The organism is Marinobacter sp. GH_1 (assembly GCF_048595985.1).
GTDB lineage: Bacteria > Pseudomonadota > Gammaproteobacteria > Pseudomonadales > Oleiphilaceae > Marinobacter > Marinobacter shengliensis.
On record NZ_CP184460.1, the window covers coordinates 3941621 to 3963388 of the forward strand.

The 21768-nt window shown below is 58.1% G+C and carries 20 protein-coding genes; 8 read left to right on the forward strand and 12 right to left on the reverse strand.

Features of this window, described 5'->3' with window-relative positions; translation table 11 throughout:
- Positions 1–136 precede the first annotated feature (136 nt).
- Positions 137–748, reverse strand: coding sequence for a Yip1 family protein (locus tag ACNSOI_RS18020; RefSeq protein ID WP_072676108.1), 612 nt, complete (start codon positions 746–748; stop codon positions 137–139).
- A gap of 244 nt (positions 749–992) precedes the next feature.
- Here ACNSOI_RS18020 and ACNSOI_RS18025 point away from each other — a divergent pair, with 244 nt between their 5' ends.
- Complete coding sequence (locus tag ACNSOI_RS18025) at positions 993–1796, forward strand: dienelactone hydrolase family protein (protein ID WP_286252256.1); 804 nt, start codon at positions 993–995, stop codon at positions 1794–1796.
- Between the two features lie 90 nt (positions 1797–1886).
- Here ACNSOI_RS18025 and ACNSOI_RS18030 read toward each other — a convergent pair whose 3' ends face one another.
- From ACNSOI_RS18030 to cysZ, 5 genes are all read right to left on the reverse strand, one after another.
- Complete coding sequence (locus tag ACNSOI_RS18030; protein WP_008172950.1) at positions 1887–2093, reverse strand: cold-shock protein; 207 nt, start codon at positions 2091–2093, stop codon at positions 1887–1889.
- 261 nt (positions 2094–2354) lie between these two features.
- Positions 2355–2735, reverse strand: a complete 381-nt coding sequence (gene crcB, locus ACNSOI_RS18035; RefSeq protein ID WP_420194702.1) for a fluoride efflux transporter CrcB — start codon at positions 2733–2735, stop codon at positions 2355–2357.
- A gap of 14 nt (positions 2736–2749) precedes the next feature.
- Positions 2750–5197 carry an acyl-CoA dehydrogenase gene (locus ACNSOI_RS18040; protein WP_420194703.1) on the reverse strand — a complete coding sequence of 816 codons (2448 nt, stop codon included), beginning with the start codon at positions 5195–5197 and terminating at the stop codon, positions 2750–2752.
- 137 nt (positions 5198–5334) lie between these two features.
- Positions 5335–8196, reverse strand: a complete 2862-nt coding sequence (rapA, locus tag ACNSOI_RS18045; protein WP_420194704.1) for an RNA polymerase-associated protein RapA — start codon at positions 8194–8196, stop codon at positions 5335–5337.
- An 18-nt stretch (positions 8197–8214) separates the two neighbouring features.
- Positions 8215–8964: a sulfate transporter CysZ gene (gene cysZ, locus ACNSOI_RS18050; RefSeq protein WP_420194705.1), complete on the reverse strand. Its 750-nt coding sequence runs from the start codon at positions 8962–8964 to the stop codon at positions 8215–8217.
- A gap of 95 nt (positions 8965–9059) precedes the next feature.
- Here cysZ and ACNSOI_RS18055 point away from each other — a divergent pair, with 95 nt between their 5' ends.
- Positions 9060–9464, forward strand: a complete 405-nt coding sequence (locus tag ACNSOI_RS18055; protein ID WP_061330863.1) for a VanZ family protein — start codon at positions 9060–9062, stop codon at positions 9462–9464.
- Positions 9465–9936: 472 nt separating this feature from the next.
- Here ACNSOI_RS18055 and ACNSOI_RS18060 read toward each other — a convergent pair whose 3' ends face one another.
- Positions 9937–10596, reverse strand: coding sequence for a 50S ribosomal protein L11 methyltransferase (locus tag ACNSOI_RS18060; protein WP_420194706.1), 660 nt, complete (start codon positions 10594–10596; stop codon positions 9937–9939).
- A gap of 106 nt (positions 10597–10702) precedes the next feature.
- On the opposite strand from ACNSOI_RS18060, the gene mnmH reads away from it, so the two are divergent.
- From mnmH to ACNSOI_RS18085, 5 genes are all read left to right on the forward strand, one after another.
- On the forward strand, positions 10703–11812 hold the full coding sequence (gene mnmH / locus ACNSOI_RS18065; RefSeq protein ID WP_061330949.1) for a tRNA 2-selenouridine(34) synthase MnmH: 1110 nt from the start codon (positions 10703–10705) through the stop codon (positions 11810–11812).
- A gap of 136 nt (positions 11813–11948) precedes the next feature.
- The gene (locus ACNSOI_RS18070; RefSeq protein WP_420194707.1) at positions 11949–12782 is read left to right on the forward strand and encodes a mechanosensitive ion channel family protein; all 834 of its coding nucleotides are present in this window, start codon (positions 11949–11951) and stop codon (positions 12780–12782) included.
- 160 nt (positions 12783–12942) lie between these two features.
- Positions 12943–13500, forward strand: a complete 558-nt coding sequence (locus ACNSOI_RS18075; RefSeq protein ID WP_072676099.1) for an aminoacyl-tRNA deacylase — start codon at positions 12943–12945, stop codon at positions 13498–13500.
- Between the two features lie 77 nt (positions 13501–13577).
- A complete protein-coding gene (locus ACNSOI_RS18080; protein WP_420194708.1) occupies positions 13578–14873 on the forward strand; it encodes an FAD-dependent monooxygenase in 1296 nt (431 codons plus the stop codon).
- Positions 14874–14914: 41 nt separating this feature from the next.
- Entirely contained in the window at positions 14915–15280 is a 366-nt protein-coding gene (locus tag ACNSOI_RS18085; protein WP_420194709.1) for a histidine triad nucleotide-binding protein, read from the forward strand.
- Between the two features lie 373 nt (positions 15281–15653).
- Here ACNSOI_RS18085 and phoU read toward each other — a convergent pair whose 3' ends face one another.
- The 5 genes from phoU to ACNSOI_RS18110 all read right to left on the reverse strand — a co-directional run bounded on the left by phoU (position 15654) and on the right by ACNSOI_RS18110 (position 21158).
- On the reverse strand, positions 15654–16376 hold the full coding sequence (gene phoU / locus ACNSOI_RS18090) for a phosphate signaling complex protein PhoU (protein ID WP_420194710.1): 723 nt from the start codon (positions 16374–16376) through the stop codon (positions 15654–15656).
- Positions 16377–16406: 30 nt separating this feature from the next.
- Positions 16407–17294, reverse strand: a complete 888-nt coding sequence (gene pstB, locus ACNSOI_RS18095) for a phosphate ABC transporter ATP-binding protein PstB (RefSeq protein WP_420194711.1) — start codon at positions 17292–17294, stop codon at positions 16407–16409.
- 11 nt (positions 17295–17305) lie between these two features.
- Positions 17306–18583, reverse strand: coding sequence for a phosphate ABC transporter permease PstA (pstA, locus tag ACNSOI_RS18100; RefSeq protein WP_420194712.1), 1278 nt, complete (start codon positions 18581–18583; stop codon positions 17306–17308).
- Complete coding sequence (pstC, locus tag ACNSOI_RS18105) at positions 18576–19964, reverse strand: phosphate ABC transporter permease subunit PstC (protein WP_420194713.1); 1389 nt, start codon at positions 19962–19964, stop codon at positions 18576–18578. Before pstC ends, pstA begins: the two co-directional genes overlap by 8 nt.
- Positions 19965–20108: 144 nt before the next feature.
- Complete coding sequence (locus ACNSOI_RS18110) at positions 20109–21158, reverse strand: substrate-binding domain-containing protein (RefSeq protein WP_420194714.1); 1050 nt, start codon at positions 21156–21158, stop codon at positions 20109–20111.
- A 191-nt stretch (positions 21159–21349) separates the two neighbouring features.
- On the opposite strand from ACNSOI_RS18110, the gene ACNSOI_RS18115 reads away from it, so the two are divergent.
- Positions 21350–21754: an acyl-CoA thioesterase gene (locus ACNSOI_RS18115; protein ID WP_106694013.1), complete on the forward strand. Its 405-nt coding sequence runs from the start codon at positions 21350–21352 to the stop codon at positions 21752–21754.
- Positions 21755–21768 lie beyond the last annotated feature (14 nt).

Below are 21768 nucleotides of genomic sequence, written 5' to 3' on the forward strand. Positions count from 1 at the left end.
TGCTCAGATGAAAACCGCGTTGCCGGATTGCGACATCCCTGTGGCAAATGCCGACAACTGGGGAAAGGCAGGCACCAGGTCACAAAAAAAGGGAGCCGAGGCTCCCCTTTGATAGCTGATGATTGGCAGGTTATGGCTACCCGCTGACAAACACCGGGCCGACACCGAAGTTCCAGAGAATGACCGAGCCAACACGAGTAGAAACGAGAATCACCAGGGCAACGGTCAGCAGGGCCCCGCCGTACATGACCGCACGCTCTTTCTCGATCCCCATCACGATGGGCAGGCCGTCATACATCAGCCAGGCACCGTAACAGGCTGCCGCCAGAAATACGGCCGCGTTGAACCATGGCACCGGGTACAACAATGCAAAGCCAGCCAGGAACAGCGGAGTGCAGGAATAAGCCGCAAGGGCAATACCGTTAGAAGGTACGTGTTCCTCTTTGGCACCGTAGGTTTTTGCCATCCAGTTAATGGCGTAGCCCAGGGCAAAGACGCCCACCAGCATCGCAATGTATGTCAGGACGCTCAGCTGCAACGCACTGATTTCCGTTAGCTTGATCAATCGCTCGTTGCCGACGGACCAGCCAAAATGCGCGGTTGAGATGTAAGCACAGATCGGCGCGATGGCTGCCAGAATAACCACATAGGCAACATACAGCCGGGTTGGATGTTCGTGTTCTTTCTTTATGGATGCCCACTCTTGGTCCGGGTGGGTAAACAGACCAAACGCGTGTGACAGGAGCATAGACCACCCCCTCGTTATTGATGTTATTGGTATGGGTGGATACGGTGCCTGAACGAGTTCAGACTTATCACCGTTCCTGTTCTTAACTATAGTCAAGAACGGTCAGGTTGAAAGCAGCACCTGATGCCATTTTGTTCGCGAATCCGGTGCTCTCAGATCATTTGGTTCTGTAAGCAGTATTCATCGGGTATGTCTGAACACTCGTATGACAAGGAATCCGAAATCACACAAGGAGATGACTCAGATGCCTGGAATCAGAAAAACAACACACCTCACTGCGCTCGCCCTGGCCATTGCCGGCGCCAGTGCCAACGCGGAACTTCGCACCGAAACGGTCACCTATGAAGTGGATGGCCAGACCTTTAGCGGCTACATGGCCTGGGATGATGAGGACGAGGGCAAACGGCCCGGCGTTCTGGTGGTTCACGAATGGTGGGGCCATAATGCCTTCGCCCGTGAGCAGGCAGAAAAACTGGCCGCAGCAGGCTACACAGCCTTTGCCCTGGACATGTACGGTGACGGCAAGCTGGCTGAGCACCCGGATACCGCCCAGGAGTTCATGCAGGAAGCCACCAAAAACATGGATCAGGTGAAAGCCCGTTTCATGAAGGCCAAAGAGCTGCTGCAGAACCACGAAAGCGTGGATGCCGGCCGTATTGCCGCCCAGGGTTACTGTTTCGGCGGAGCCGTAGTATTGAACATGGCTCGGCTTGGCGTTGATCTGGCGGGGGTGGTCAGCTACCACGGGGCACTGGCCAGCCCGATTCAGGCAGAGGCCGGCAAGGTAAAAGCCAAAGTGCAGGTTTACACCGGTGGCGCCGACCCGATGGTGCCTTCAGAGCAGGTGGCAGGATTGGTTCGGGAGATGCAGAACGCCGAAGTGGACCTGACGCTGGTGAGTTTCCCCGGGGTTACCCACTCTTTCACCAACCCTGGCGCAGACAAGGTTGCCGAACAGTTCGGGATGCCCATCGCTTACGATGAAACGGCCGCTGCCCGGTCCTGGAACGGCACCATGCAATTCTACAGTGAGATTTTCGCTCGCTGAACCAGTCGGGCCGGGTTAACGGCCCGAAATGCCAACAAAAAAGGCAGCCGAGGCTGCCTTTTTCTTGGTTATTGCTGAATCCCGTGGGGATTACAGAGCAACAACGTTCTCCGCCTGAGGACCTTTCTGGCCCTGAGTTACGGTGAACTCGACCTGCTGGCCTTCGGCCAGGGTCTTGAAACCAGAGCCCTGAATGGCGCTGTAGTGAACAAATACGTCCGGGCCGCCTTCACGAGTGATAAAGCCAAAGCCTTTTGCTTCGTTGAAGAACTTAACAGTACCGGTAGTAGTAGACATACTTAAACTTCCTGAAATCAATCATATTATCTGCTGCCACACACCTTCATGGTATTGGTCAGCGTTTGACGGAAAAACTGAACTCGCGGAATCAAAAACAGGACGGTCACTACTAACTGCGGAGGTACGTCTTATTCATGAACTGCTTGGCTAATCTTTCCTACACGAACCACTCTACTCTGGAATTCCCGGCTTGCCAAGGGGCTTTTCAATAATTTATGTAGGTAGTCATACCCAGTTCCGATGGCGCCCACGTACCGTTCAGCCCTTGATCAGACTGAAGGTATAAAAGCCCAGGGCAGTCATAAGAATAGACCCCACCACATGGGCGATAATGCCGGTGAGTGCCATGGCCCACTTGCCTTCCTGCAGTGCACCGAACATTTCCAGCGAGAAGGTCGAGAAGGTGGTCAGCGCACCACACAACCCGGTGATGGCAAACAAACGCCATTCCGGCGCCAGGGCGTTACTCTGGGTAAAAAAGCCAATCAACAAGCCAACCAGCCAGCCGCCACTGAGATTGGCCACCAGAGTGCCCCAGGGTACCGCGTGGTAACTGGCATTCAGCCATAAGCTGAGCGCCCAACGCAGGTTGGCGCCGATCACGGCGCCAACGCTGACTGCAACCACTGAGAGCCACATCTCATCCTGCTCCGTCAGGCCGGGTTGTGGTCGATCAGGGTGTCCTTGTTGCGGGCAAACTCATCAAACGGGAAATCGTCCACGGTGAGCATCTCCAGCACCACCTGCTCATACTGGCGCATGAAATCTGCTTCTTCCTTGGTGTAGATGCCCGCTTCCAGAGCCGCTTCAAAGCGCTCTTCCGGGTGCAATGCCGTCATCGGCAGTTCACCCTTGGCATAGGCCTTGGTGGCTTTGCGGTACAGCTGCTCGGCCTTGTCGTAATCCTTGAGCAGACCGTTGTAGCGGGCTACCGGATTTTCCACGGTACCTTCGCCGTCGGTGGTCCAGGCACCCGCCATCAGCTTGTTGCGGATGGGCGTATCGGTAGAGATCGCCCGCGCCAGCTTGCGTGCCAGATCATCATGAGGCGCATCCCAACGACATCCCAGCGGCAAGGTTACCGCCCGCAGGGCCAGGGCCACCGGACGATTCGGCAGGTTCTGCAGGAACTCATCCAGGGCCTGTTCAGTACGGTGTAGCAAAAATGCCAGGCTGTACTGCATCAGTTCTTTCTCGCCTTCCACTGGCTGGGTCTCATGCCAGTTTTTCAGCACCATGGATGCCAGGTAGAGATTAGACAGCATGTCGCCGAGACGGGCGGAGATCAACTCACGCATTTTCAGCTCACCACCCAGGGTGGTCATGGCGGCATCGGCACACAGCCCGAAGGCGGAGCTGAACCGTGCCAGGGCCTGAGCATACTTGCGCGAAGCGCTGTCAAACGGCACATCGGCCTTGCCGACGCCCAGGGCCTGGGTGAACGCACGGGCGGCGTTACCAAAGATCAGGCCGGCATGGCCAAAGAACGCCTCATCGAACGCCTTGATGTCGTCATTATCCTTGGCTGCCAACTCTTTCAGAACATACGGGTGGCAACGGATCGCACCCTGACCGAAGATCATCAGGCTGCGGGTCATGATGTTCGCACCCTCAACGGTGATCGATACCGCTGAACCGCTGAAACCGATGCCGAGGTAGTTGCGCGGCCCCAGCGTCACGGTTTTGCCACCGTGAACGTCCATGGCGTCTGTCAGGATGTCACGCTGGAACTCGGTCAGGTGGTACTTGAGAATCGCAGACGGTACCGCCGGCTTCTCGCCCCGGTCGATCATGTTGGCAGTATGGTTCACCGCCGACTGGGCGATGTAGGTTTTCGCGGCGATACGGGCCAGGGGCGCCTGCACACCTTCCATATCCGCCACCGGGGTATTGAACTGGCGGCGAATGCGGGTGAAGCCACCGGCAGTCCCAACAGCGTAGGCTGCACCACCAGCCGCACCAGACGGCAAGGTGATACAACGGCCCACCGACAGGCACTCAACCAGCATGCGCCAGCCCTGGCCGGCCATTTCCTGGCCACCGATGATGTAGTCCAGCGGGATAAACACGTCTTTGCCCTTGATCGGCCCGTTCATGAACGGGGTACCGATCGGGCAGTGGCGACGACCGATTTCCATGCCGTCGGTGTCACGGGGAATCAGGGCACAGGTGATGCCATAGTCTTTGGTGTCACCCAGCAGGCCATCCGGGTCGAACATCCGGAACGCCAGGCCCACCACCGTGGCCACCGGAGCCAGGGTAATCCAGCGCTTCTCGAAGTTCAGGCGAAGACCCAACACCTCTTTGCCGTCTACCTTTTGCTTGCAAACGATGCCGGTATCAGGAATGGACGTGGCATCCGAGCCGGCCCTAGGGCCAGTCAAACCAAAGCACGGAACCTCCCGACCATCCGCAAGGCGCGGCAGGTAATGGTTCTTCTGTTCTTCGGTACCGTATTTGACCAACAGCTCACCAGGACCGAGAGAATTGGGAACACCCACGGTCACCATCAACATCTCGTTGGCCGCCAGCTTCTGCAATACTGCTGTCTGAGCCTTGGCCGAGAACTCGAGGCCACCGTACTCCTTCGGAATGATCATGCCGAAGAACTTCTCTTTCTTGAGGAAGTCCCACAACTCTTTCGGCAGATCAGCCCGCTCCACCGCCAGATCCCAGGCATTGCACATGGAAATCGCCTGGGTACATTGATTATCAACGAACGCCTGCTCTTCGTCGCTCAACCCGGTATGACGGTTGATCAGCAGGTTGTGCCAGTCCGGGCGGCCGGTAAACAGCTCGCCGTCCCAGCCGACGGTGCCGGCTTCCAGCGCCACCTTTTCTGTTTCCGAGACCTTGGGCGCCACCTTCTTGAACATGGCAAACACCCGCGGGGTAAGCCAGTTGATCCGGAACTGCGGCAGCCCCGCCATCGCGGTAATGGCCGCACCGACAAATAACACCAGCGCGAGCCAGCCAGAGCCCGAGAAAAGGGCGATCACACCCACCACCGCCATAACACCAATAGCAGGCTTTGCACCGGATTCGCGGCGCAATACAAACAGCAGGCCGCCCAGTGCGATCAGAAACAGTATCAACGTCATCACAGGTTCTCTCTGTCTTCCGTGGATTGGAGTCTTTGGACAATAACCAAAGCCTTATAACACTTCGTTACGTTCAACTTACTCTATCAGATGCCATGTTGCCAGATAACGCCCGCAACTCAGCCAGTTAGTCCACTTCAGGAGGTAACAATCACCCGAATACCTTCCAGCGCAAGACTGGCGTGGCCCACCGCTTCCCGGGCAGCATCCAGCTGGCCGCGCAGATAATCGATTTCTTCACTGCGAATGGCCGGGTTTACCCGCTGCAAGGCTTCCAGCCGGCGCACCTCGGGAACAAAACCCGCCTCAACCTGCGCCAGCGCTTGCGCCTGCAGCTGCGCCAGATGCGGCTCTGCCAGTCGCTCAACGTGGTCCACCATGGTTTCCACCTCGGCCCGGATTTTCGGCACGATGGCCTGTGCCGTGCGCCGGCGAATGTTGGAGCACAGCTCATTCAGGCGATCATGAGGTAACGCGTTGGACAGGTCCCGGCCATTCACATCCACCACCAGGCGCAGCGGCGAAACCGGCAGATAGCGGGTCAACTGTAAGGACTCCGGCGCCGGGCAGTGTACGGCAAACAGGGCCTCCAGCAGCAGGGTGCCGGGCGGCAGTGCCTTCACGGACAGATTGGCCAGCGCCGCTTTGCCCAGGCCCGAGCTGGTGACAGAATCCATCACGCCGGTCACCATCGGGTGCTCCCAGCTCATGAACGCCATATCTTCCCGCTGCAGGGCCTGTTCACGCTCCCAGGTGACGGTCAGGCCGTCCTCCGGCAGCTCGGCAACATGGCCCGCCTGGTATTGTTCGCCAGGCTTGAGCACATCGGCATGCTCACTGTGGTCTTCTATATCCACACCCAGAATATCGAACGCCTGCACCATGTAATCACGGACCTGGGCCGAGCTTTCCTCCTGCTCGATACTGGCAATCAAGGCTTCGGCTTCATCCCGGCGGCAGGAGTTGAGCTCAATCAGGGCATCCCGGCCGTTGTGCAGCAGGGTTTTCAGCCGCGCAGTTTCCTCGGCACTGCTTGCCAGCATGGGTTCAAGGGCGGCGTCATCGCCGTCCAGGGCCTTCTGCCACTCGTCACCCACCTGGTCGTGAACCGCCACACCGACGGCACAACTCTCGGCAAAGGCGTTCAGCCCTTCCTGGAACCAGCGGTACTGTACTTCCTGGCTGGTGCCCTGCAGGTAGGGTATGTGAATCCGGATGGCCTCGGTCTGGCCGATGCGGTCCAGCCGGCCAATCCGCTGTTCCAGCAGGTCCGCGTTGGCGGGCAAATCAAACAGCACCAGGTGGTGGGCAAACTGGAAGTTACGGCCCTCACTGCCGATTTCCGAACAGATCAGCGCCTGGGCGCCCTGCTCGCTGTCGGCAAAATAGGCGGCAGCACGATCCCGTTCCAGCAGGCTCAGGTGCTCATGGAAGGCGGCGCTGCGAATGCCGGCCCGCAGCTGCAGGTAATGCTCCAGCGCCATAGCGGTATCAGCTCGGGCGCAGATCACCACCACTTTGGCCGGGCGCAGGCTGGCCAGTTTTTTCTCCAGCCAGGCCACTCTCGGATCGTCCGCCAGCCATTGTTCTTCCGGCACTGTCTGTTCAGGCGCCAGGCCAACATCACCGTAGCGACAATCATCGTAAAGAGCAGGACACGGCAGGGGTTCCGGCAGCGGCTGGCGCTCCGGGAAGCCCTGAATCGCTGCCCGGGTGTTGCGGAACAGCACTCGGCCGGTGCCATGGCGGTCCAGCAACGCATCAATCACCGCCTGGTGGGCGCCATCTCGGGCCAGAAGTTCCTCCAGCTCATCACCCAACCAGCCAGCAAGGGCGATTTTATCTTCCGGATCAATTCGGCCCGGAGTTTCAAGCAGCCGGCGCACCACTTTGTTGATGACCTCGTATTGCTGTTCCTCCTCCCGGAACGCGTCCAGGGAGTGGAACCGTGCCGGGTCCAGCAAGCGCAAACGGGCGAAATGACTGGCCACACCCACCTGTTCCGGCGTAGCGGTCAGCAGCAACAGGCCTTTGCTGGCCTCAGACAGGCTTTCAACCAGCTGATATTCCGGGCTGGCCTGTTCCGGCGACCAGGCCAGGTGGTGGGCTTCGTCCACCACCATCAGGTCCCAACCCGCCGCCAGGGCATGGTCACGGGCCTGTTCGCTCTGCACCAGAAAATCGAGACTGCACAACACCAGCTGGTCCGCCTCGAACGGGTTGACGCTGTCGTCGTCACCGAAGATGTGGTTTACCAGGGCGTCTACATCGTCTTCCTGGGCCTTGATATCGTCGTACCGGCTCTGGTCCACAATGGAAAAACGCAGGTTAAAGCGGCGCAGCATTTCCACCAGCCACTGGTGAACCAGCGAATCCGGCACCACAATCAGCGCCCTTCGGGCCCGGCCGGTGTGCAACTGATAGTGCAGGATCAGGCCAGCCTCAATGGTTTTGCCCAAACCCACCTCATCGGCCAGTAACACTCTGGGGGCATGGCGGCGCGCCACTTCGTGGGCAATGTATAGCTGGTGCGGCAAATGCTGGGTACGGGCGCCAATCAACCCCTGGGCCGGCGAAGCTCTGAGCCGATCGAGATGCTGGAGCGTGGAGACCCGCAACCGGAAGGCACCGTTACGGTCAAACTGACCGGCGAACAGGCGCTGGTGCGGTGCCGAAAAATTGACCGAACCGGCCAGCTTTACCTCGGAGATCTGCTGGATATTTTCGCCATCATCGGCGTGGTACATCAGAACACCGTGGAGATCCTCAACGGCGCGAACAATGTAACGCTCGCCGTCGTAGGTCTCTATCTCCTCACCCAGCTGATAGACAATGCGCGACAAAGGCGCATTATCGATGGCGTAGGTGCGCTCTTCATCGGCCGCCGGAAACCCCAGGGTAACTCTGCGCCCCGAGATGTCGGTAACGATACCCAAACCCAAAGCGGTATCGCTGTGGCTCACCCAACGCTGACCGATGACAAATTCCGATGTTTCCAAGAAACCTCCGCAAGCAAATTACTGTTGATTCGATGTATTTTCCCGCACCCAGTAGGCGGTTGCTCCGCACACCGCAGCCGGCACCACCACCAGATTAAGCACCGGCACCATGGCCGCCAGGGCCACCGGCAAGCCGAAACCCAGTGCTGACAGCCGCTGGGCCGCAAGATCCCGGCGCAGACGGGCAAAACTGACTTTATGGTTGTCCGCCGGATAATCCACGTACTGCAACGCCATCATCCAGCTGTTGAACAGGAACCAGAGTAAGGCCGCCACCAGGTTGACGACCGGAATCAGGCCTATGATGAACAGGCCCAGGGCGCGGGGAAGGTAATAGGCGATCTTTTGGACCTCGCGCCAGAGAATTCGTGGGGTATCCTTCAGCAGCGCCCCCCAGCCTTCGTCCGGATTGACTTCCTGGCCGGTCAGATGCTTTTCGGTAAGTTCGGCCAGATAACCGTAGAACGGCGAGCCGATAAGATTGGCAACAATCACGAAACCGTAGGCCAGCATCAGCAGAATCACCACGCCGTAAAGTAACCAGAACAGCCAGTCCAGCGCCTGCAACCAGGCCCAATCCGGCAGCCAGGCCATGGCCCCGGCGATCAAGACCGAAAACAGCTCCGCCATGAAATAGAACATCAAACCAAACAGGAGGATGTTGATCACAAGGGGAATGATGACAAACAGGCGCAGGCCCGGCAGGCGGATCAGCCTGAAACCTTCACCCAGATAACCCAGTCCTCTGAAAAAGTTACCCTTGAGCATCGCTGATGATCCTCCGCTGCCATGACAAAAACGGGGCGCAAAGCATATCATGTCAGGATCGTTCCCACAGCCTGCAACCACACCCGGATGACTTGATGCTCCCATTTCAGCAAACCGTCTCTACCCTTCTGCGCATGCGCCGGCTCTGGCAGGCAGTCTTGCTGATCTCGGTGGCCGCCATCCTGTACCTGGCCACAACCAGCTCCAGCTACCCCATCCCTGCAGCCGCCAACGACAAGGTCAACCACATTATTGCGTTTATCGAATTGACCATTGTCACCCGGCTGGCCTGGCCTCGCCTGAGTGCATTCTGGTACGCCCCTGCCCTGCTGGGCTTCGGCCTGGCGCTCGAAGCGGTCCAGGCCAACCTCCCCTATCGGGATTTTTCCATGGCCGATGTTCTGGCGGATGCCCTGGGCATCGCGATCGGCATGCTGCCCTGGCCGGGCATCCGCAATGCCGGTGAAGTGGATTTGAGAAATTCGCCCGACTCTGCGTGAGACATTTCCTACAAGCATGTAAGAACATGTAGCCGCGTAGCGTGCGCAGACGCGAGCGCTCATCCAGGAATTCATCCTATCTTTATGATTTTTAACAAAAAACATTGATGACCGCAGTTTCGTGTTCAACAAATCGTGCACAGTTCACACGTCTGTAAAGGTGGGATTGGTATGATGTTCAACGTCAAGGATGACAGGGAAAAGGACGACGCACCGGACGCACCCCTGCATGGATTGTGGGGAGAGGCAAGGACACAGGGACGCCTCGCTTAAGGGATAACGAATTGGATGGCTGGCTCGGACGCCGGCACCAGGGAACGGACGCAAGGACTGGCAACAAGGCAGTTGCCCACCGCGCACGGAGGCGCCAACCTGTTCCGAATCTGAACTGCTCAGGATGGCGGTTCAGTACCTGCGAAGGGCAGCCCGAGGGTTGCCCTTTATTTTTTCCGTCACGCCCCACTGCTTGCTGCTACAGCCTGCCCCGCGCAAGATAAATGCGCACCTTGTTGAACTCCTCGAATTCATTCAGATCCGGCCAGGTTCTAGCCTCAATCACTGCCTGCTTGTCATAGGCCGGATTGGCCAGATTCCTGATTCTGGAGTCTGCCAGCAACACCTGTTCAGCGGAAGCGCGAAAGGCCTCCAGCAGCGGCCGGTTTTCCGGGTCGTACAGCACATCAGCCACGGTGATCAGGTCCAAGTGCCCGGGCCGCTGCGCCCAGTCCGCACACAGCTCCACCTGCACGCCGTTCAACTCAGCGTTGGCTGCTGCAGCATCCAGCGCTGCCGGATCAATATCGCAGGCAATGGCTCTGGCCGCACCCGCCCGTGCAGCAGCCACCGCTACCACGCCGGAGCCGGAGCCAAAATCCAGCACGGTTTTGCCTGCCACCAGCGTCGGGTGGTCCAGAATCCACTGGGCCAACACCTGGCCACTGGCCCAGCAAAACGACCAATAGGCCGGCTCCGCCACCACGGCCTGGGCCTCGTCATGACTTAGTGGCCCCTCAAGCACAGACGGGTCAAACAGGTAGAGCGGTATCTCCGGGCAGCCGGCCGGCGCCGATTGGGCCACCCGGCCGCGACTAAGGGTTTTGCGCAGGTGCAGATTGAGTGTTTCCGGATTCATCACTGGTCCTTTCAGGCCGTTTCCGAGGCGGCATTGTACCCTTTGGCCGGGATATCAACAGTCCGGTATACTGCCGCCTCACTCTGAGTAACAGCGATTCATGGAAATGGCCAGCAGACCCGACACCGATGACTACCTCAACCTGTTCCTGAACGACATCCCGTTAATGGATGTGCGGGCACCGGTGGAGTTTGCCAAAGGCAGTTTTCCCTGTGCTGAAAATGCACCGCTAATGAACGATGAAGAACGGCACCGGGTGGGTATCTGCTACAAGGAGAAAGGTCAGGACGAAGCCATCAAACTGGGCCATCAACTGGTCTCAGGCGACATCAAGGCGCAGCGTATAGAAGCCTGGAACCGCTTCATCGCCAGACACCCCGAGGGATACCTTTTCTGCTTTCGTGGCGGGCTACGCTCACGGCTTACCCAGCAATGGATCAAAGACTCAGGCATTGACTACCCCCTGGTGAAGGGTGGCTACAAGGCGCTTCGGCGTTTCCTGATCGACAGCCTGGACCAACTGATTGCCAACGGTGATTACCGGATTCTCAGCGGCCGCACCGGCACTGGCAAAACCCGCGTCCTGCTTGACCTGCCCAATCCGGTCGACCTTGAAGGACTGGCTAACCACAGAGGCTCCAGTTTTGGCCGACAGGTTACGCCGCAACCTTCCCAGATAGACTTCGAGAACCGTGTGGCGGTTGCCATGCTGAAGGCGCATCACCTGACCGGCGGTTTGATCTACCTGGAAGATGAAAGCCGACTGATCGGCCGCTGCGCCCTGCCTGAGTCCCTGCGGGCACGAATGGCGGAATCGCCGTTGATGATTCTGGAACAACCCATGGAAGAGCGGGTTGCGATCATTCGCGCCGACTACGTAGAGGCCATGCTGCAGGACTACATTTCAAGAGACGGTGAAGAGGCCGGTTGGCTCAACTTCCGGGATTACCTGCTCAGCGCCCTGGACCGGATACGCAGGCGCCTGGGAGGTGAACGCTACCAGCAGCTCCGAGACCTGATGACCCAGGCCCTCGACCAGCAACAGGCGACCGGCACCCTGGACCGCCACCATGCCTGGATCGAAACCCTGCTCAACGACTACTACGACCCGATGTACGACTACCAGCTCAGCCAGAAACAGGGGCGAATTCTTGTACGCGGCAATCCGGAAACCATTCGCGACTACGCCAGAAACCACCACAAGCTCCTGAAATAAAGCGATTACAACATCTCCGCGCAATGCAGGTTTAATCCATTTGTACTCTATACTGCGTAGAGTCAGATTCCCTTGCGGCAATCGATTGTCCAGGCAGTTACACCTCAAAAAACACTAACGAACAAGGAGCTCCCCTATGGAAGACCTCTTCAGTGCCGACGGGCAGGCTACCCAATGGATGGATCAGGCAGTCGCCCTGACCATGGCCTATGCCCCCAAGGTGTTGCTGGCCATCATAACCCTGATCGTGGGTATGTGGCTGATCAACCGTTTTGTTTCGGTTCTTGACAAGAAACTGGGCCAAAAAGACCCCACCCTGAACAAATTCCTGTGCGGCCTCATCAGCGCGATTCTGAAGGTCATGCTGCTGATCTCGGTCGCCTCCATGATCGGCATTGCCACCACGTCGTTCATCGCGGTTATCGGTGCCGCCGGTCTGGCCATCGGCCTGGCGCTGCAAGGCAGTCTCGCCAACTTTGCCGGTGGTGTACTGATCCTGATCTTCAAGCCCTTCAAGGTGGGCGACACCATTGAAGCCCAGGGCTACCTTGGCGCCGTGGCGGAAATCCAGATTCTCTACACCGTGGTAAACACCTTCGACAACCGCCGTATCGTCATCCCTAATGGCAGCCTGTCCAACGCAACGCTGGTTAACGTCAGCATCTATGACAAACGCCGCTGCGACATGACCTTCGGCATTCACTATGACGACGACATCGACAAGGCCAAAGCCATTCTTCAACGCCTGTTTGACGAAGATGAGCGCTCACTGAAAGACCCGGCACCGCGAATCTGTGTTGGCGCCCTCGGTGACAGCTCTGTCGACCTCATGTTCCGTGCCTGGGTGGCCACTGACGACCTCTGGCCGTATTACTGGGACATGCAGGAGAAAGTGAAAAAGGCCTTTGATGCAGAAGGTATCACCATTCCGTTCCCTCAGCGCGATGTACACATGTACAAGGCCGAATGACGCGAACGGTTACACACAAATACAGATGGATACTCGCAAACAGCTCAACCTGGGCTAAGCTGACGGTAAGAAGGGGCGCCCGCCCCTCTTGCCATCGGGGCCAGGCCCGGGACGGCGGATGGCTCCACAACACCGACCATGCTGTCAGGAGGTTGTGACTATGCCGGTGAAGCAGTTAACAGAGTTCCTGGACGAGGCAGGTGTGGAATACATGTGCCTCTCCCATCCCCCTGCCTTCACTGCCCAGCAGCTGGCTCACCACGTCAAGATCGCCGGTGACCGGGTTGTTAAAACCGTCATCATCGAACTCGATGGCAAAATGGCCATGCTGGTGATGCCTGCTACCTGGCGGGTGCGCTGGGATCGACTTTCCCGGGTGCTGGACACCGATTTCGTGGATCTTGCCGACGAACAGGAATTCCAGGACCGGTTTCCCGAGTGCGAGGTGGGCGCCATGCCACCGTTCGGCAACCTGTTCGGCATGACGGTCTATTGCGCCGAAGTGCTGACGGAGCAGCCGGAACTGGCCTTCGCCGCCGGCACCCACACCGAATCCATTCACATGAAAACCGCAGACTTCCTGCAACTGGTTCACCCCATGGTGATCAACCAGGGCTTCACTCGGCCAGGCGCCCAGAAACCGGCCTGGCTGACGAAAGGCCGTCAACGGCCGGAAACCACTGAGGAGAAGACCGTCTCCAGACTCGCGGGGTACTGAAACCCGGCGGATTGATCCCGGTCGCTTGTCTGGCCCGTGGCATCGCGTAAACTGATGCCATCAGACAGGAACCGGATATGAACCAAGCATTTGACATCATCATCGTTGGCGCCGGCATGGTTGGCGCCGCCCTTGCCAATGGCCTTGGCCAGCAGGGCATCAAGGTCGGCCTGATTGACAAGGCCGAGCCCTCGGACTTTGACGCGGATGCCAGCCCCGATATCCGGGTATCAGCGCTCAGTGCCGGCAGCGAGCGCTATCTGCAAAGCCTGGGCGCCTGGCCTCGCATTCAGGCCATGCGCGCCACACCCTATCGCCGCCTGGCCGTGTGGGACGAGACCCCGCACCCGCTCAGCCGCCTGCTGCCCGGCTCGTTGACCGAAGTGGAATTCAGTGCGGCCGATCTCGGCGCAGGCCATCTGGGCCATATCGTCGAAAACAGCATCACCCAGAACGCCCTGTGGCAAACCTTACAGGACGAACCCGACGTCACGCTGATTACCGGCAAGGGGCTCAAGGCACTGACACAGAATGCCGAGCGTGCAACGATAACCCTGGACGATGGTACAGAACTGAGCGCCCAACTGATTGTCGGGGCGGACGGCGCCATGTCCAGAGTGCGGGAACTGGCCGGCATTGGCGTGACCCGCGACCAGTACGAACAACAAGCCATGGTGATTTCGGTCCGCTACCTGGGCCAGCCCGAGGACATTACCTGGCAGGGCTTTTACCCCAGCGGCCCCAGAGCCTTCCTGCCGTTACACAGTGCAGGTAAGCAACACCCCGGCGAAACCTGGGGATCACTGGTGTGGTACGACAGCCCGGCAAGGCTGGCCGAACTCAAAGCCATGGACAACAGCACCCTGATGGCGGAAATCCGCAAGGCCTTCCCGGCACGCCTGCCGCCGCTGACCCACATCGATGCCAAAGCCAGTTTCCCCATCGCCCGCCAGCACGCCAAGCACTATGTCCAGAACCGCGTGGTGCTGGCCGGCGACTCCGCCCACACCATCAACCCCCTGGCCGGCCAGGGGGTGAACCTGGGCTTTCAGGACGCCCAATGCCTGCAGGGCCTGCTGAAAGAAGCCCGACGCAGCGGCGATGACCTGGCCAGCCAGCACTGGCTGGCGCTATACGAACAGCAACGCCGGCCCGCCAACCGCCGCATGATGCTGGCCATGGACCTGTTCTACCATCTGTTCAGCAACGCCATCCCGCCGGTACACCTGGCCCGCAACCTGGGGCTTGGCGCTGCCCGCGCTTTGCCCTTCGCCCGCAACGGTGTAGCCCGCTACGCCATGGGCCTGGATGAAGAGCTGCCGGCCGTGGTCAGGCAGATCACTTCCCGGATTCCGGGTCTGAATCAGCTTTAACACCGAACAACAATCCCAAAGACAATCGAAAAGGAGCCACCATGTCAGAGACGATTTTCACCAAGATCATCAACCGGGAAATCCCCGCCGACATTCTCTACGAGGATGACCTTGCCCTGGCGTTCAGCGACATCAACCCTCAGGCGCCGGTGCATTTCCTGGTTATTCCGAAGAAGGCCATCGCCACGATCAACGACATTACCGAAGTTGATCGAGAACTGGTGGGGCATCTGTATGTGGTGGCAGCGAAGATTGCCAAAGAGAAGGGATTTGCCGACGATGGCTATCGGGTTGTCATGAACTGCGGCGAAAATTCGGGGCAGACAGTGTTCCATATCCACCTGCACGTTCTTGCCGGCAAACCGCTGGGCTGGCCGCCTTATACTGACAAGATGAAGCAGGCCTGATTCTCTACCTTCTTTCTCCGGCACGCGGCTTAGGAGTAAGCATCCGAGCCGGTAGTGCTGTTCGGGAGACGCTCAAGGCATCCATGCGCGCTTAGCTTTGGCCATCCATGGCCAAAGATACTCCCGAACAGCACTACCGGCCCGGCTGCACCCGGCCTGCTGCCAAGCCTTCCAGAGCATTGAGTCTGGGTTTGGGGAAACCAATGCCTTGGTCCGGCTGGCTGGTGTGCGGGTTGGCTTTACGGGACTATCTTTCGCCAGGGATGGCGAAAGCTAAGCGCCCACGGATGGCTTGAGCGTGTCCCGTAAAGCCAACCCGCATGCCAGCCCTCCACCAAAGCCCGCCCCCGCATGGGAACGGGATTGTGCAGATTTACCGGCCAACCACCTTCTCAGCCTCTTCCACGGGCGTATGGCGAACATCCTCGCCTTTGACCATGAAAATGACGTTCTCGGCAATGTTACAGGCGTGATCACCCACCCGCTCTAACGCACGAAGCACCCACATCACCGACATACACCGTGAAATATTGCGGGTATCTTCCATCATAAAGGTCAAGAGCGTACGGGCAGCAGCCTGATACTCCTCATCCACCCGCTTGTCTTCCTTCATCACCCGCAGCGCCTGCTCCGAATCCAACCGGGCAAACGCATCCAGCGCATCGTGCAGCATGCTCAACACATGGCTGGCAATATGGCGGATCTCGACATAGCCACGGGGCGCCTGGCCTTCTTCGGACAGTTTAATCGCCATCTTGGCGATCTTCTTGGCCTCATCGCCAACCCGCTCAAGGTCCGCCACCATCTTGATCACCGCAATCACCAACCGCAAATCCCGCGCCGTGGGCTGGCGGCGAGCGATGATCAGCGTGGCCTCTTCGTCCAGGTCAACCTCCATCCGGTCGACCTTCTTGTCTCCGGCACGGACGTCTTCAGCCTGATGGCCGTCGCCGTCTACCAGCGCCTGAACCGCACGCTCAACCTGGCTTTCCACCAGACCACCCATGTTAAGAAACTGGGTTTTCAGCTCGGTCAGCTCGTTGTTGAACTTGTGGGAAATGTGATCCCCGTATACATCGTCCTTTTTATTCGGCATATCTGATATCTCCAGTGTTCCCCGGTGCCCTTAACCAAAGCGGCCAGTAATGTAGGATTCCGTCAGCTCGTGCTCCGGCGAGGTGAATACCTTGTCAGTCTCGTTCACCTCCACCAGATGCCCCAGGTGGAAATACGCGGTGCGGTTGGAGACTCGTGCCGCTTGCTGCATGGAGTGGGTCACGATCACGATGGTGTAACTCTCCGACATCTCGGCAATCAGTTCTTCCACTTTCGCGGTGGCGATCGGGTCCAGGGCCGAGCATGGCTCGTCCATCAGGATCACTTCCGGACTAACAGCAATGGCACGGGCGATACACAGGCGCTGCTGCTGGCCGCCGGACATACCGGTGGCCGTAGCATCCAGGCGATCTTTCACCTCATCCCAAAGACCGGCTTTGCGCAGGCTGTTTTCAACAATCTCATCAAGATCGGATTTACGGTTGGCAAGGCCATGAATTCGTGGGCCGTAGGCCACGTTGTCGTAGATCGACTTGGGGAACGGGTTCGGCTTCTGGAACACCATGCCCACCCGGGCGCGCAGTTCAACGACGTCCCGTTTCGGGTCATAGATATCATGCTCGTCGATCATCAACTGACCTTTGACCCGGCAGATATCAATGCTGTCGTTCATCCGGTTCAGGCACCGCAGAAAGGTCGATTTACCGCAGCCGGAAGGCCCGATAAAGGCAATGACTTCGTTACGGCCAATGTCCAGGCTGACGTTCTTTATAGCCCGATCCTGACCATAGAACACTTCTACATTACGCAGCTTGAACTTGGGATCATCAGACAGAGGAACCCCAACGGTCGTACCTTCTTCAATGACGGTTTCCGCTGGCCGCTCGTCTTTTACCGGGATAATAGTGTCTGCCGGCATGTCCGCCTCACTCGTGATTGTCGGATTCATGGTATTCATTAGTACTCTCCTTACCACCGGCGCTCAAGACGTTTGCGCAGCCAAATGGCCAGTGCATTCATACTGATCATGAAGGTCAGCAGGATCATAATGCCCGCTGACGCCAATTCGATAAAACCCTGTTCCGCGCTGCTTGCCCACAGATAGATCTGTACCGGCAGTACCGTGGCGGAGCTGAAGAAGCCGTCCGGAATCTCCACAATAAATGCGACCATCCCGATCAGCAGCAACGGGGCAGTCTCACCCAGCGCCTGCGCCATACCGATGATGGAACCGGTCATCATGCCCGGCATCGCCAGGGGTACCACATGGTGAAGCACCACCTGCATCTTGGAAGCCCCGATGCCCTCAGCTGCCTCGCGAATGGAGGGCGGCACACTCTTGATGGCGGCACGGCTGGAGATGATGATGGTAGGCAACGTCATCAGCGCCAGTACCAGACCACCCACCACCGGCACCGAACGGGGCATGCCAAACAACCCGATGAACACCGCCAGGCCCAGCAGACCGAAGATGATCGACGGCACCGCCGCCAGGTTGTTGATGTTCACCTCGATGAAATCGGTCAGCTTGTTCTGGGGCGCGAACTCTTCCAGATAGACCGCTGCGGCCACCCCGACAGGGAAGGCAATCAGCAGGGTCACCACCATGGTCAGTAATGAACCGATGATAGCGCCCAGAATACCGGCGTTAGACGGCTCCCGGGAATCGCCAGACTGGAAGAATACGTCGTTGAACGCGGTCTCAATAACACCTCGCTCCACCAGGTAATCTACCCATTCGATCTGCTGGTCAGACAAGCGAACGCTGTAGTTGTCATTGTCCGCATGCTTCACATACACCGATACACGATCGTGGGCCAGAAAGGTCAGCGTCTGGGTAGTGCCCAGCAGTTCCGGCTGACTGCGCAACAAGTCACGAATCTGGCTCGAACCATAACTGCCCACCAGTCGGCTGAGTTCACGCTGGGCGGCACGATCCTCAACACCCGGAATCAGGTCACCGAGCGCGATGATGATCGGTGCATTGAAATCGGCCATGGAACGCTGGTCTGCATCGGTAGGATCGTCCAGATACATGGCTTCACCATCCAGATGCACATCCAGCGTAATGGTGGTTTTGATAAACCCGGTGTAGCCCTTGCCAATGATATCGGCAAACAGGATCACTAGGGCCGACAGGGCGATGGCAATGGCCAACATACCGTAGGCGCGGAACCGCCGTTCCTTGCGATACCGGCGTTTCAGGGACTGGCGGACAATCTCCGCCTGGGAGCGTTGATCAGTCATACTGTTCCCTATATTTGCGCACAATCTTGAGAGCAATCACGTTCAGAATCAGTGTCACCACGAACAGCATCATGCCCAGGGCAAAGGCTGCCAGGGTCTTGGCGCTGTCGAATTCCTGGTCGCCGGTCAGCAGGGTGACGATCTGTACGGTGACGGTAGTGACAGAATCCAGCGGGTTGGCCGTGAGGTTGGCTGCCAGGCCTGCGGCCATCACCACAATCATGGTTTCACCAATGGCGCGGGAAGCGGCCAGCAGAATACCGCCCATAATGCCGGGCAGTGCCGCCGGGAAGATCACCTGTTTCATGGTTTCAGACTGGGTAGCACCGAGAGCCAGAGAGCCGTCACGCAGAGTCTGGGGCACCGCGTTGATCACATCGTCAGACAACGAGGACACGAACGGGATAATCATCACACCCATCACCAGGCCAGCCGCCAGGGCGCTCTGGGACGAAGCATTGAGGCCAACGGTCTCGGCCAGGTCCCGGATAAACGGCGCCACGGTCAAGGCGGCGAAGAACCCGTAAACCACCGTCGGAATACCCGCCAGCATTTCCATCAGCGGCTTGATCACGGAGCGGGCTTTCTTGCCGGCGTACTCGGAAAGGAAGACCGCCGAGAGCAAACCAACCGGCACGGCGACGATCAATGCAATGGCAGAAATCAGCAGCGTACCGGTAAACAGCGGAATCATGCCGAAGGAACCGTCAGCACCGACCTGGTCAGCACGCAGTGCCGTCTGTGGACTCCAGTTGGCACCCAAGAAGAAATCCCAGAACGACACCATGCTGAAGAACCGGACGGTCTCAAAAATCACCGAGAAAACAATGCCCACAGTAGTCATTACGGCGACGGCGGCGCATACGAAGAAGATCCGGCGCAGAGTGGTTTCAACACTTTCCCGGGCATTGATATGAGGCGCAACCCGGAACCAGGCCACAACAGCACCCAGCACCGCAATCAACAGTACCAGAATGGTTTTGAAGTTCTTGCTCTGATCTCTCAGCGTCTCAAGCAGCGCTGCGGCACCGGCGATGTGCTCTGGCACAAATTCCGGATTGAGCTTGCCTGCCGCTACATTACCGATCTGGGATACAACAAGGCTTGCCTGGCCGGCAGATTCAGGGATTGCTTCCGGTGGCAGTGACCCAACGACAATACCCTGAATAACTTTACCTTCGAAACCGGCCCACAAACCGAGCGTAATCAGGGCCGGGATACCACACCATAGTGCGGCGCGGGCTGCATAATAAAATGGCAGGGATTTGAGATTCCGGATACCACCGAGGGGCTCTGCCACGGCTCGCGAGCGCATGTAGGCAAAGGTGTAAGCCACCACTGCGAGCACCAGAACGATAGGCAACAAATTGGCCGATTGCATAACTGTCTCTTTCCTGAAAGGGTTTCACGCTGACCTATTGTGCCAGCAAACCCGAAGGATCTTTACTGAATACAACAAAGGAACGCAGCCTGCCGGCTGCGTTCCTCTCATTTTCGATCATCCCTGACCTTTCGCTGCAGAATCTTACAGCTCGTTTCCAGTCATGGACTTCAGAGCCTTGGCATCCTTGGCCGCCTGCATACGAACGTTGCGCGGGTTCGGGATCAGGCCTACGTCTACCAGGTAGCCGTTGTCACCCCAGGCGCCTTCGCTGGTGAATTCGTTGACGTACTCCTGAATACCAGGAACCACACCCACGTGGGCTTTCTTCACGTAGAAGAACATGGAACGGGCAACCGGGTAGCTGTCGTCACCGATGGTTTCCTGAGTCGGCTCAACGCCACCGATGGTGCTGGCCTGGATCTGACCACGGTTTTCGTCCAGGAAGCTGTAGCCGAAGATACCGAAGGTGCCGGTGTCGCGGGCCAGACGCTGAACGATCAGGTTGTCGTTTTCGCCAGCTTCAATGAAGGCACCGTCTTCACGGATGTTGTGGCAGATGGCGCGCATGTCGCCCTTGCTCTTGGACTTGATCCAATCGTATGTCTTGCAGCCACCTTCCATAGCGATTTCGACGAAGGCGTCACGGGTACCGGAAGTCGGAGGCGGACCCATTACGCTGATGGCCATATCCGGCAGGCTGGAATCGATATCGCTCCACTTCTTGTAGGGGTTCGGTACCAGGTTCTCGCCACCCTGCGGGTTGGGAACATCCTTAGCCAGAGCCAGGAACAGCTGATGGAGGGAGATATCCATCTTTGCAGCCTGCGCGGAGTTGGCAACCACGATACCGTCAGAGCCAATCCGAACTTCCGTGATGTCCTTTACGCCGTTGTTCTGGCAGTCCTGGAACTCGCTTGTCTTCATGCGACGTGAAGCATTGGTGATGTCCGGGTGCTGGGTGCCCACACCGGCGCAGAACAGCTTCAGACCACCGCCAGAACCGGTGGATTCCAGTTTCGGGGTCGGGAAGTCGGTGTTACGACCAAAACGCTCGGCAACCACAGTGGCGAACGGGTAAACCGTGGAAGAACCCACGATGTTTACGGTATCACGGGCCATGGCCGGGGTAGATACCGCCGCAATGCTGCCAGCCAGGGCAACAGAGGCAAGAGCTGCTTTCAGTTTCATCACGTTAAGTCTCCATTATCGGTGGACGTTGTGTATGGATCTGCTTTACCGATGAGTGCATCCTAAGGAGTGTCTGTGACAACTTTGTTACAGCATTTGAAATATAGACGTCATTGTTCAAATTTTCTTGCAGCACACCGCCAGCCCGTTACCATGCAGGGAAAACAACTCATAAGTATCTACAGGCGACTCCCATGACTGCATACGATGACGACAAACCCAAACCCCGCGGGGAACTCACCCTGCAGGTGGTACCCCTGCCCTCAGACACCAACCCCAACGGCGATGTGTTCGCCGGATGGCTGGTCAAGCAGATGGACATAGCCGCCGCCACCATGGCCGGGCGTATTTCACAGGGCCGCAATGCCACCGTGGCCATGGACCGGATGGAATTTCTCTCGCCATTGCGGGTGGGTTCCCAGGTGGGCTGTTACTGCGAGCTGGTGGATATCGGCCGCAGCTCCATGAAAATCAATGTGGAGGTGTGGACCCTCGACCGCGCCTCTAAAAACCCGCGCAAGGTGACCGAAGGCCTGTTCGTGTACGTGGCCATTGATGAGCATGGCCGCATCCGGGAAGTACCGGACCAGAGCCACTGATGTTCTGCTGATGG

Excerpts from the sequence above, each read along its gene's own strand:
- ACNSOI_RS18085 (WP_420194709.1), top strand. The coding sequence starts at position 14,915 with ATGTCAGAGACGATTTTCACCAAGATCATCAACCGGGAAATCCCCGCC.
- ACNSOI_RS18070 (WP_420194707.1), top strand. The coding sequence starts at position 11,949 with ATGGAAGACCTCTTCAGTGCCGACGGGCAGGCTACCCAATGGATGGAT.
- phoU (WP_420194710.1), bottom strand. The coding sequence starts at position 16,376 with ATGCCGAATAAAAAGGACGATGTATACGGGGATCACATTTCCCACAAG.
- pstC (WP_420194713.1), bottom strand. The coding sequence starts at position 19,964 with ATGCAATCGGCCAATTTGTTGCCTATCGTTCTGGTGCTCGCAGTGGTG.
- ACNSOI_RS18055 (WP_061330863.1), top strand. The coding sequence starts at position 9,060 with ATGCTCCCATTTCAGCAAACCGTCTCTACCCTTCTGCGCATGCGCCGG.
- pstA (WP_420194712.1), bottom strand. The coding sequence starts at position 18,583 with ATGACTGATCAACGCTCCCAGGCGGAGATTGTCCGCCAGTCCCTGAAA.
- crcB (WP_420194702.1), bottom strand. The coding sequence starts at position 2,735 with ATGTGGCTCTCAGTGGTTGCAGTCAGCGTTGGCGCCGTGATCGGCGCC.
- mnmH (WP_061330949.1), top strand. The coding sequence starts at position 10,703 with ATGGCCAGCAGACCCGACACCGATGACTACCTCAACCTGTTCCTGAAC.
- ACNSOI_RS18020 (WP_072676108.1), bottom strand. The coding sequence starts at position 748 with ATGCTCCTGTCACACGCGTTTGGTCTGTTTACCCACCCGGACCAAGAG.
- ACNSOI_RS18080 (WP_420194708.1), top strand. The coding sequence starts at position 13,578 with ATGAACCAAGCATTTGACATCATCATCGTTGGCGCCGGCATGGTTGGC.
- ACNSOI_RS18060 (WP_420194706.1), bottom strand. The coding sequence starts at position 10,596 with ATGAATCCGGAAACACTCAATCTGCACCTGCGCAAAACCCTTAGTCGC.
- ACNSOI_RS18025 (WP_286252256.1), top strand. The coding sequence starts at position 993 with ATGCCTGGAATCAGAAAAACAACACACCTCACTGCGCTCGCCCTGGCC.
- ACNSOI_RS18040 (WP_420194703.1), bottom strand. The coding sequence starts at position 5,197 with ATGACGTTGATACTGTTTCTGATCGCACTGGGCGGCCTGCTGTTTGTA.
- cysZ (WP_420194705.1), bottom strand. The coding sequence starts at position 8,964 with ATGCTCAAGGGTAACTTTTTCAGAGGACTGGGTTATCTGGGTGAAGGT.
- ACNSOI_RS18115 (WP_106694013.1), top strand. The coding sequence starts at position 21,350 with ATGACTGCATACGATGACGACAAACCCAAACCCCGCGGGGAACTCACC.
- pstB (WP_420194711.1), bottom strand. The coding sequence starts at position 17,294 with ATGAATACCATGAATCCGACAATCACGAGTGAGGCGGACATGCCGGCA.
- ACNSOI_RS18075 (WP_072676099.1), top strand. The coding sequence starts at position 12,943 with ATGCCGGTGAAGCAGTTAACAGAGTTCCTGGACGAGGCAGGTGTGGAA.
- ACNSOI_RS18030 (WP_008172950.1), bottom strand. The coding sequence starts at position 2,093 with ATGTCTACTACTACCGGTACTGTTAAGTTCTTCAACGAAGCAAAAGGC.